This is a genomic window from Microcoleus sp. Aus8_D2 (genome assembly GCF_036702665.1).
GTDB lineage: Bacteria > Cyanobacteriota > Cyanobacteriia > Cyanobacteriales > Microcoleaceae > Microcoleus.
Genome location: NZ_JAUBUN010000006.1, coordinates 186,585 through 196,929, shown reverse-complemented (window position 1 = coordinate 196,929; position 10,345 = coordinate 186,585). Strand labels below are relative to the sequence as shown.

The 10,345-nt window shown below is 46.0% G+C and carries 10 protein-coding genes; 3 read left to right on the top strand and 7 right to left on the bottom strand.

Annotated features, from left to right (window positions below; translation table 11 throughout):
• The 5 genes from QUB64_RS07195 to QUB64_RS07175 form a co-directional block, all read right to left on the bottom strand.
• Positions 1 to 671 (bottom strand): ribbon-helix-helix protein, CopG family (locus QUB64_RS07195; protein WP_333394004.1); only part of this gene is annotated, 671 nt, incomplete at its 3' end.
• Positions 672 to 741: 70 nt separating this feature from the next.
• A complete protein-coding gene (locus QUB64_RS07190) occupies positions 742 to 1,083 on the bottom strand; it encodes a hypothetical protein (RefSeq protein WP_333267226.1) in 342 nt (113 codons plus the stop codon).
• Between the two features lie 163 nt (positions 1,084 to 1,246).
• On the bottom strand, positions 1,247 to 1,384 hold the full coding sequence (locus QUB64_RS07185; RefSeq protein WP_442921635.1) for a hypothetical protein: 138 nt from the start codon (positions 1,382 to 1,384) through the stop codon (positions 1,247 to 1,249).
• A 103-nt stretch (positions 1,385 to 1,487) separates the two neighbouring features.
• Positions 1,488 to 2,777 carry a sensor histidine kinase gene (locus QUB64_RS07180; protein ID WP_333267224.1) on the bottom strand — a complete coding sequence of 430 codons (1,290 nt, stop codon included), beginning with the start codon at positions 2,775 to 2,777 and terminating at the stop codon, positions 1,488 to 1,490.
• 15 nt (positions 2,778 to 2,792) lie between these two features.
• Positions 2,793 to 5,270 carry an MASE1 domain-containing protein gene (locus QUB64_RS07175; protein WP_333267222.1) on the bottom strand — a complete coding sequence of 826 codons (2,478 nt, stop codon included), beginning with the start codon at positions 5,268 to 5,270 and terminating at the stop codon, positions 2,793 to 2,795.
• A gap of 130 nt (positions 5,271 to 5,400) precedes the next feature.
• Here QUB64_RS07175 and QUB64_RS07170 point away from each other — a divergent pair, with 130 nt between their 5' ends.
• The gene (locus QUB64_RS07170; protein ID WP_333267220.1) at positions 5,401 to 5,973 is read left to right on the top strand and encodes a phycobilisome protein; all 573 of its coding nucleotides are present in this window, start codon (positions 5,401 to 5,403) and stop codon (positions 5,971 to 5,973) included.
• A 514-nt stretch (positions 5,974 to 6,487) separates the two neighbouring features.
• Here QUB64_RS07170 and QUB64_RS07165 read toward each other — a convergent pair.
• Entirely contained in the window at positions 6,488 to 7,390 is a 903-nt protein-coding gene (locus QUB64_RS07165) for a phosphodiester glycosidase family protein (RefSeq protein WP_333267218.1), read from the bottom strand.
• A 79-nt stretch (positions 7,391 to 7,469) separates the two neighbouring features.
• Here QUB64_RS07165 and QUB64_RS07160 point away from each other — a divergent pair, with 79 nt between their 5' ends.
• Both QUB64_RS07160 and QUB64_RS07155 read left to right on the top strand, forming a co-directional pair.
• Positions 7,470 to 8,267 carry a pentapeptide repeat-containing protein gene (locus QUB64_RS07160; RefSeq protein WP_333267216.1) on the top strand — a complete coding sequence of 266 codons (798 nt, stop codon included), beginning with the start codon at positions 7,470 to 7,472 and terminating at the stop codon, positions 8,265 to 8,267.
• Positions 8,268 to 8,479: 212 nt separating this feature from the next.
• Positions 8,480 to 9,115 (top strand): glutathione S-transferase family protein, encoded by a 636-nt coding sequence (locus QUB64_RS07155; RefSeq protein WP_333267213.1) that lies wholly within the window; start codon positions 8,480 to 8,482, stop codon positions 9,113 to 9,115.
• 147 nt (positions 9,116 to 9,262) lie between these two features.
• On the opposite strand, the gene QUB64_RS07150 is transcribed toward QUB64_RS07155, so the two are convergent.
• Positions 9,263 to 10,270, bottom strand: coding sequence for an ADP-ribosylglycohydrolase family protein (locus QUB64_RS07150; RefSeq protein ID WP_333267211.1), 1,008 nt, complete (start codon positions 10,268 to 10,270; stop codon positions 9,263 to 9,265).
• Positions 10,271 to 10,345 lie beyond the last annotated feature (75 nt).

Below are 10,345 nucleotides of genomic sequence, written 5' to 3'. Positions count from 1 at the left end.
TGGCTTTCGAGATTTTGCTTGTCAGCTAATTGCTGCTGCAATTGGGCGATCGAACTTTCGCGTTCCGTCAACTGCTGTTGTAAAGCTTCGTAACTTGACTTCGATACAGTTTCCTGCAATTGGCTTTCGAGATTTTGCTTGTCAGCTAATTGCTGCTGCAATTGGGCGATCGAACTTTCGCGTTCCGTCAACTGCTGTTGTAAAGCTTCGTAACTTGACTTCGATACAGTTTCCTGCAATTGGCTTTCGAGATTTTGCTTGTCAGCTAATTGCTGCTGCAATTGGGCGATCGAACTTTCGCGTTCCGTCAACTGCTGTTGTAAAGCTTCGTAACTTGCTTGCAGGGGATTTGACTGTACGCTCACCGAGTCCAATAGGGTTTCTGCCGTTATAGCGTCCTTAATGTCGCTTTTTTCGGCTGTTTCCCCTTGCAACTGGGCGGTTTCGACCGTTACTTCTTCACCTTTTTTCCAAGTGACACTAACTTCCGCCTTGTCCTTAGAAATATCCAGAGCGCCTTGTGCCAAGCGTTCTAGAAGTTCCGACCTTGATATTCCGAGCTTTCGAGCGATCGCGTTCAATCGATCGGCACTAGAAGCAGTCAGCGAAAGTCCGATTTTGACTTTGCTGTCTGGATTTGAACTAACTACATTGCGATTTTTTTTGACCATTGGCATTTTCCTCATGCCAACCTACACTTATTAGTATAGTGGCTGAAGCTTCTATTAAAATCAATTTTTGTTACTTACCAATTGTGGCAGCTTCTGTTCCCAATCTAACAAAAATTCGTGAATATACTCGCTTAGTCGATTCCTCGCCGCAGAACCGCTTCAACATTCCCCGGCCCGCGTAAGACGCGGCACGATACCGCAGATAGCGCAGTTGAGCTGGTAAGATACTATCTAACTTTCCGCTATGTATCACGGGTGCGGCGCGATCGACCTTCTCCACATCAGCAGCGAGATAGTCTTTGAATGCTGCGAAAACCTGAGTCTCCAAAACTTCCGTTTCCTTGGGGCGACTCCACAGCAACGCCGGTGGCGAAAAAATGCTGCGCTGAAAGAGGGAAAATCGCCAGCCCAAGGGAGGTGCGGTTGATGAACTTGCAAAAATTGTGCGATCGACCGAGTATACTGAGCCTGGTAAGCTGTTGCGGTATTTAAATTGTGTGTCAAGAATTTATCAAACCATGAGTGGGATGGGCTTTGAGCAGCGTCCATAATATCCAATTTAAATGTGCAACAGCTTAGTCTGCGTCACCGCCAAACAGAGGCTGCAGATCCAGAGCAATTAAATAGCCGCCGGGGATCGTTACCAAATCCGCGCCAAAAAACGGCAAATCATAGTTAAGCTGCGGGAAAATCACAAAATTGAGAACTTGCAAACTGTCGCCGCCTGGAAGTATCTGTAATCCACATCCAGGATATTGGTAAACCCGCCCTTCCCAGTTTCGTCCATCAAACCTGGTTGATGCCTAAATTATCGCATTAATCGATCGGCAGTTCGATCGCAAATTGGGCCCCCTCACCCAACACAGAAGAGCAAGTCAAACTACCGCCATGTATTTCTTCCACTATTTGGCGACTAATCGACAAACCCAACCCCGTCCCTTGACCCACTAATTTCGTAGTGAACAAGTGGTCAAAAATGTGCGCTTTTACATCTTCCGAAATTCCCTTACCATTATCTTTAATTTTGATGACAACCCTTTGTCTGTCTTGACTTAATTCTGTAGTAATAATAATTGTATTAGGAGCCGCTGTAATTTCATTATAACTGCGTCCGTGATTGCACTCATTCACAGCATCTATCGCATTTGAAATCACATTCACAAACACCTGATTCAGTTGTCCCAAATAGCATTTTACCGGAGGAATATCTCCATATTCCTTGATAACTTGAATTTCGGGACGAGTATCTTGAGCTTTCAGGCGGTGCTGCAAAATCATCAGCGTGCTATCAATGCCGTCGCAGATGTTAGCCCAGACTTTGACAGCCGTATCGGCGCGGGAGAAGGTACGGAGGGAAGTGCTGATGTTGCGAAGGCGATCGCATCCCATCTCCATTGATGATAACATATTTTCTGTATCTTGCAACACATATTCTAAATCAATCTTTTCGGCGTGGAGTTCAATATCTTTCCCAGGATTTGGACATTCTTTCTGATAAAGCCGCAAATGGTGAACGATGTCTGTGAGCGCCAAATTCAACTCCTTAATATTGCCATAAATAAAACCCACTGGATTGTTGATTTCGTGAGCGACACCAGCGACTAAATTGCCCAAAGCCGACATTTTTTCGCTTTGGATCAACTGAAGTTGTGATTGCTTGACTTGCGCCAAAGCAGCAGTTAGTTCCGCCGTGCGCGAGGCTACCCGCTGTTCTAATTCTTTATTCAAATTGCGCAGTTTGATGTGAGTATTGACGCGCGCCAACACCTCCGTTTCTTCAAAAGGTTTAGTGATATAATCAACCGCACCTAGCTGAAATCCTTTAATCTTATCTGCTGTATCCGACAAAGCAGTCATAAAAATTACAGGAATGTCCTTGGTAGCTGGCGAAGCTTTGAGGCGGCGGCAGGTGTCAAACCCGTTAATTCCCGGCATCATCACATCCAGTAAAATTAAACTCGGCAGGGTATACTGAACTTGCTTGAGAGCTCGTTCGCCGTCAATGGCGATCGCAACTTCATAACCCGCATCCGTCAACGCCTCGGAGATCACATCCAGATTGGCGGGCGTATCGTCTACCACTAAAATCAACTCAGCTTCTGACATAAATATTTTCCCCTGTTAGTTCATATACTGCTTGAGCAAGTCTTCAATTTTGTCAGATTGAAAGCTCTTTGCCAATTGCAGAATTGGCTGCATAAATAGAGTATAACTCTTGTCGAGTTGTGCGATGCGCTTAGCTTCTTCAGTCAGTTTTTTCAAGCGGCCCTGCTGGGCTAATTTCAGCAACAAAGCTAAATCTTCCGGTGCAGGAACCGCCATTTCTGAACTTTGCAGAGGTGAATTAGCTCTAGGTTTCGGTGCTAATTGTGCGCCAGCAGATTCAGTTGAGGCTGTCTGCTGGTACTTCCATTTAATTTGCAAATGCTTTTGCACGATCGAAAATAATTCCTCAAGCTGCACCGGCTTCGGCAGAAAATCATCACCGCCAGCATCCAAACTTTTTTGGATGTCCATTTCATAAACAGAAGCAGACGAGACGACTGTACGCAGGTTTTTTAACGCTTCTGAACTCCGCAACAGCCGCAGCATTTCAAAACCGTCCATCACAGGCATCGACAAATCAGCGATAATTAAATCAGGTTTTATTTGAGCTGCTTTAGCTAAGCCATCCTCGCCATTTTCAGCTTCGATGACTGCAAAACCAATTGGTTCCAGGAGGCTGACAATCACTGAACGGTTCTGCCAGTTGTCATCGACGATCAGAATTGTTTTCTGAGTTCCCTGATAGCCCACAATCTGCTTCCCAGTAGCGGTGGCGGCGGCATTTACCCAGTCAGCAGCTAAGGGGAAATTGACGGTAAAAGCGAAGGTGCTGCCGCTGCCAAAATCACTGGTTACTTCTATTTTACTGCCCATTAAATTAACAATTTTGGTGCTAATTGCCAGCCCGAGTCCGGTACCTTCAGTTTTGCGGTTGTTATCTCCTACTTGCTCAAAAGGTGTAAAGATTTTTTCGAGCGAATCTGGAGTCATACCAACGCCTGTATCTTCTATTTTAAAGCGAATCAGGCGATTTTGGATTTGGGATTTTGGATTTTCGATTGAAGAGTTAGACTGCGGCGATGACTCGGATTTGATTAGTTCAATTTTGAAAGTGACGCTGCCTCTATCAGTGAATTTGACAGCATTTCCAAGTAAGTTAATTAATACCTGACGCAAGCGCTTTTCATCGGCTTCTATGCCTTCGGGAAGTTCAGCATCGTGGAGATAAATCAAATCAATTTGTTTTTGTTCGGTGCGGATGCGAACCATCTCAACAATGCTTTGCAAAAAAGAGGGAAAATGAAAAGCTTTCGGATGTAAATCTAATTTGCCTGCTTCGATTTTTGAGAGGTCGAGAATGTCATTAATCAGCGTCAAAAGATGGGAGCCGCACTGGTGAATAATGCTGACGCCATTGCGCTCTTTTTCTCCCCAAGATTGGGAACGGTTCATGATTTGAGCGTAGCCCAAAATGCCGTTGAGGGGAGTGCGGAGTTCGTGGCTCATATTGGCGAGAAAGTCGCTTTTGGATTGATTGGCGGCGTCAGCCACTTCTTTAGCTTCTTGCAGTTGAGCCGTGCGTTCTTCTACTCGCTGTTCTAACTCGTTATTCAGTTTTTTGAGCGTAGCTTGTGCTTGTTTATTTTCGTTAATTACCGCAGATAAAACAAAGGTGGTAACGGCGACAACACCGATAAAAGATTGCAGCAGAAACAGCGATTCGTTGAGGGAAGGCCTGACAAAGGAACCCAAACCGTGGGATGTTCCAAAAACTGCGATCGCCGACACAATCACCACCAGCAAAGTCGATTGCCGCGCACCGAATCGAAATGCCGACCAAATCAGCAGCGGAATCATCATGTATTCGACGGGATACTTTTGCCAAAAGGCGATTTTGCTGATGACAAGCAGAAACAGCAGCAAAAGTCCAAATTCTGCAATCTGGGGAGGGCGGAGTCTTTCCGACTGCTTGGGTTGCTGAGCCCAGGCCAGGATTGCTGGCGTCACAATCAGCGTACCAGCAATGGCTGCTGTAAACCAACTCCGCCAAACTTCTGGGTAAGCACTCCAGGGACTAATTCCTCGCTGACACAGCACGGTAGCGGCGAGAGTGCTACTGATAATAGGCGTGGGTATTTGTAGCACAACAAACCTGAAAAAATCCTGCGTTCTATCTAGTAAATTCCGGTGTTTAACAAAGTGATTAATCAGGAAGCTTGCTGCTAGCGGATCTGCAATATTGCAAACATAAAGGAGACTGGCAGTCAGAAAGTCTTGCTGCTGATAAATTATAACGGTACTCAGGAAATTAGCGAGCAATAGAGCAGGTAAAATGCGCGGGCCTAGGAGTAAAAAAGCAGCCAAAAAAATACCTGCTGACGGCCAAATTGCTGATACGCCATTTTGGAAGGATACCAATAGGGATATCTCGATCAGAATCAAGTGAATCGGAGGAATTATTAATGCTCCTATCAGGAGATTTTTCTCCGGCATAAATGGAAACTTCCCCTTGGCTGTGTTTTTTTGTTCGAGCTGTCTTAGTATTTTTTCCATTAAAGTCAAAATTTAAACAATATGAAATTAGGCTACTCCAGATTTAGGTTGATTTGCGGTGATGCCGATCGCAATTCTGGTAAACTTCTAATAAGCCATCTTTCAGTAATTACTGACTAGCCATTTGTCTATGACTCTCCAATTAAGCGAAAAAGCCAAAGAATTAATCCCGAAAGCCCGAATTGTCAGCTTAGCCGCCTGGGAAAATTCACACTCTCCCGCAGAAATCCAACTCATTCAGGCTGCTGACGACGCAGGCCGCTATCTCGCCGATGAAGATTTGCAACAATTTCACTCATCTGAACCAACGTCAGTTAATACTGCTAAGTTCCTGCGCGACAGTGCTGCCGATATTGTATCGGAAGCCAGGGAACAAGTTTTAGCCGCATATCCGAATATTTCTGAACCAGGAGGCGAGCTTTATCCGCCAGCCCGGGCGGAGGCTTGTTGGCGGGATTTCTGGCATTTTCTCCGCTGCATTACCTATGGAATTGCGGGAAATACCCCCGAATTTACCAGCGAGGAAGGACTGCATTACATGAATTTGCTCTATCAAGAGTTGGGCGTTCCTTTGCCTGCAATGGTTCAGGGTTTGGAAGGGATTAAGGCTGCTAGTCTGAAGCGGTGCGATTCGGGCGAGTCGCGGGCAAAATTAGCTCCTTATTTCGACCATTTGATTGAGAAGTTGAGCAAGTTTAGTTAAAAACCCCCTTCATAAAAGTCGGCGATTGAAATCGCTTCTAGACCAACAATGTCCGCCTCCGCGGACTAAGAAATGGATCGTAAAAGTCGGCGATTAAAATCGCTTCTAGTCAAACGATGTCCGCCTCCGCGGACTAAGAAATAAAGCGGGTGTTTCAGCCAGATTTGTATTAGTAAGGTGCGCAGTGCGTACCATCTTTCTTTGAGTCTGCGGAGGCAGACATTGTTTGTATAGCAGCGGTTTCAACCGCCGACAATTTTTGAGTCTGCGGAGGCAGACATTGTTTGTATAGCAGCGGTTTCAACCGCCGACGATCTAATATCATGTCCGGTCGATTGACCACAATAAGATTGGTTTGTAGTGCGTCCTGGCGTCCGCTCTCTGGCCCAGAACCCAAGTCCGCACTACGAACTGCACTACGAACTGCTGCGGACTTTCGGGCGCACTACGAACTGCTGCGGACTTTCGGGCGCACTACGAACTGTGATTGTTATGGTAATCGACCGGACACGATCTAATTCTCCCGTGCATAAAACCCTAAATGATTGGAAATTGGACGCTGCTGCATGGGCATTTTATTCTGAATCGGAGCATTCAACAGTTTCGCTCCTGACGGCGATGCGACTGCCAAAGTTACCGATCCGCCGCCGTCCAAATTCAGCACTGTATCTGCTCCTAACTGCATCGAAATCTCTGTTATTTCGCTCAATGTCAGCCCTTCGCTGTACAGCCTCTGCTTGCCATCTGCCAGAATCAACCACAACTTTTCGCCTGTGAAGTCGATCGCCGCAACTGTTCGCGGATAAGGTCGATCGTCCTTGCTTTTTTCCGGACTTTGTGCTACCGATTTCCCATTTTTCACCAGCACAGTATCTCCCGCAACTGCATGGGCTGTTCCCTGAGGACAAACACCATTTTCGATGATTTGAGCGCGGTTGTTGGCATCAAAACACAGGGCGGGAAAGTGTGATTCTGGCTGAGAATAAGCTTCACCTTTAGAAATCGCGTGTCCGACGTTATTTACCCGATCGCCACTCCGGGGATAGTAATCCCAAGGTGCTTCCTCAACGCAGGGATAGAAAAAATTCCCATTGACTGCAAATTGCAATTTAAATTCTTTCAGAAATTCAGTAGCGGTGCGGGCGTTGGTTTCTGTTAAATCGGGTGTGGCGCTTCCGGGAGTGACAAAAATTCCAATTCCTGGCGCTTTGAGATCGATGCTAACAGTGTGAATTACGGTTGGACGAGGATTTGAGCGGAATTCCCGTCGGTAGGCGATTCCTTGAAATAGCGATCGCACTTCGTTGGTTTGTGCTGGACGCGAAAAGTAGGGAATGTTGTAGGTTAGTATTGGTGCGAGCAAGATTCCGAAACCGAGAATTTGTGAAATTTGTTTGATTTTGTGATTGAGTTTCATTTGGTGAGGGAGATTTTTTAACGAACCGCGAAGACGCGAAGGGCGCGAAGGAAGATAAGAGAGGGAAGAGAAGAGAAATATGAATTATTCGGATGCCAATAATTTTAGCAATCAAGTTTTGTGTAATCGATCGTTTCGGGGACAAGTTCTTAACGGCGCTGATTTTGGCGGTGCGGATGTTCGTGGCTGCAATTTTAGTAATGCTAAGTTAGAGGGTGCGAATTTTTTGGGTGCGAAAATCGGGCTGTCTGGGCGACAGATTGCTGTTTTGAGTGGCGTGGCGATCGCGATTTGTGTGATTGTGGGCGATGTTGTGACTCGGCTGATTTTGAGCACGCAAGGACAGGTACCGGATTCTCGCAGTTGGCCTTTTGTGCTGTTGCTGTACGGGGTTTTGAGCGCTGCTGGTATGGCTGGGGCGATCGCCCGCCAACAGCAACCAACCTCAAAAATCGGTAGATTGGCGGGAACAGTTTCTGCTATTCTATCAGGAGCCTTGTTGGGATTTTTCTATGCTGGGACTGCAACTAACAATAATTCCCAGGCTGCTTTGGCTGGAATGGCGATCGGCGGGGTGTTAATGTTTTTTGTGAGTTCTCGGATTCGCCGTCAAGTTGCTAAAATTGCGATCGTAGCGGCTGGAAGTGTGGCGACTTACGGAGGAGCTTTTTTGTTGTCTGCAACGGCTAGCGCTTTTCTGAACACTCAGAAACTGTTGTTGGGTACGTGTTTCGCCTTTTTGTCGCTGCTGTATCTTTGGTTTGCGTTTGTCTCTTTCTCTGCTATTGTTCGAGAGATTGCCAATACTGAGGGTACTTCGTTTCGAGGGGCAAATCTCACCGGTGCTAAGTTCGATCGCACTAAGATATTGCACTAATTTTAGCAACGGGCTAGAAGCGGGTTCCACAAATATTTGATGTTCGCAACGGGCTAGAAGCCCGTTCCACAATACTTGATTATCAGAGCAGCTCGTCAACTAGGCTAAAATAGTCCTCAGATAGAATGTTGGACTTATTTGAATAAAGTAAAAGCAGCGACTAATCAATCATCGATTGTTTATAATCAGAGTCTCTACTAACTATTACCTTCATGAAACTTTATTACATTCCTACGACAAGAGCAGTGCGGCCTCGGTGGTGTTTGGAAGAGATGGCAATTCCTTACGAATTGATACGACCAACGATGGCTATGATGAAAGATCCAGAATACCGAAAACTTCATCCGCACGGGAAAGTACCCGTTTTAATCGATGGAGATGTTACCATCTTTGAGTCGGCTGCGATTTGTACTTACCTCGCTGACCGATATCCAGAAAAAGGATTAGCACCAGCACTCTCAATGCCAGCGCGAGGCTATTACTACCAGTGGCTATTTTATGCAGTTGCGACGCTCGAACCGCCTGTGGAAAAATTCATGTTTAATGTTTTGCCTCACTTACCAGAACAATTGCTGCTGAAGAAAATAGCCCAACAATGCTCGGCGCCGGAAGCCCAAGAATGGTTCGATCGCGTTTCCGAACCACTCATAGAGGCAGTAAAAAATCAAGATTACCTTGTCGAAAACCAATTTACCATAGCTGATATTATCGCAGGCGGAGTTCTCGTCTGGGCTTTAAAATTGGGAATGCTGAAAAATCAGCCAATTTTAACTGCTTACACTCAAAAGTTGATGGCTCGTCCTGCTTTTGGGCAAGCTGACGAAGATTTTTATTCCGAGGTGGATTAGTCAAGATCGAACAACTGCCACCAAACCACCGCTACAGAAGCCAGCTTGCGCGCGATCGCTCCACTGGGCGAGATCCAGCTACAATTCGCAGCGTCGGAATACAGGCGATCGCAGCGGCCCGAAGTGTTGCGACTTACGCAGCAGCTTTTAAGTTGAGTCGCATGAAAAGGATTCGATTAACTGTTCTGCTCGTTGCTCCAATGCTTGTCTGTGAATCAAACCTTCAATCCAAGCAGACTCTATTGCCCGATATCCAAATCTTGCTCCCAGTAGCGCTCCGGCTACTGCTGCATTAGTATCTGCATCTCCCCCTTCGTGAACGATCGCCAGAAGCCCCTCTGAAAAGGTGTTGGCATGACGCAATGCCCAAAACCCTGCTGCCAAAGTTTTGAGAGTGTAGCAATATGTCACCCGCTCTCTGGCATTCAATCCTTCGTCTAAATCTAATACTTCCAATGAATCAGCTTGAGTTTTTGTAAGGTAAGTTGCCATCTCTGGATGGTATGTCTCAACATCTTTGGCGATCGCATCAACCAATTTATCTAGATCTTGTTCTCCTTGTAGTAGTTGACTAATTGCCAAGCATACTGCTACACAGGAACCAAGACAGCGGGGATCTGCATGAGTTATTCGGCATACTGTCTCAGCATTATAGCGGATTTTTTCCCGATCTAAATATTGCCAAATCCCGAGAGGTGAAGTACGCATAACCCCACCGTTTGGCGCCGAGCTTCGTCCCTTGGATTCCCAATATTCTTCAGCTATTCGATGAGGATTTTCCAGAAATCCTGGATGGTAAACAATAGCAGATACTGTTGCACCGATGCCAAAAGCGTCAGTTACAGCCCAGTGATGCAGGCGAGCAGCTATATCGTGAATATCGATCGTCCGATGAGCGAGTATGCTGTCAAGAATACAGAGCATTTGATCGGTATCATCTGTCCAGTCTCCAGGCGACCAACGCGGATCGTCAAATTGTTCAAATTCGTTAGTAATTTTAGAATAAATCCTGAAGTCGGAATAGTTGTGCAATCCATTCGGAAATGTGAAAGCTACTTCCGAGCGAGATAAAAATTCAGTGCCAACACCCAGTGCATCTCCTATAGCTTGACCGAATAATACGCCGCGAATTTTATCGGCAACTATTGCATCCATTTCCAGATACCAGATTTATTTGGTATCTACAGATTACTACATTTTTTAACAGGCGAAGGGCTTTGCCCGTAATTT

Excerpts from the sequence above, each read along its gene's own strand:
- QUB64_RS07180 (WP_333267224.1), bottom strand. The coding sequence starts at position 2,777 with ATGTCAGAAGCTGAGTTGATTTTAGTGGTAGACGATACGCCCGCCAAT.
- QUB64_RS07175 (WP_333267222.1), bottom strand. The coding sequence starts at position 5,270 with ATGGAAAAAATACTAAGACAGCTCGAACAAAAAAACACAGCCAAGGGG.
- QUB64_RS07170 (WP_333267220.1), top strand. The coding sequence starts at position 5,401 with ATGACTCTCCAATTAAGCGAAAAAGCCAAAGAATTAATCCCGAAAGCC.
- QUB64_RS07165 (WP_333267218.1), bottom strand. The coding sequence starts at position 7,390 with ATGAAACTCAATCACAAAATCAAACAAATTTCACAAATTCTCGGTTTC.
- QUB64_RS07160 (WP_333267216.1), top strand. The coding sequence starts at position 7,470 with ATGAATTATTCGGATGCCAATAATTTTAGCAATCAAGTTTTGTGTAAT.
- QUB64_RS07155 (WP_333267213.1), top strand. The coding sequence starts at position 8,480 with ATGAAACTTTATTACATTCCTACGACAAGAGCAGTGCGGCCTCGGTGG.
- QUB64_RS07150 (WP_333267211.1), bottom strand. The coding sequence starts at position 10,270 with ATGGATGCAATAGTTGCCGATAAAATTCGCGGCGTATTATTCGGTCAA.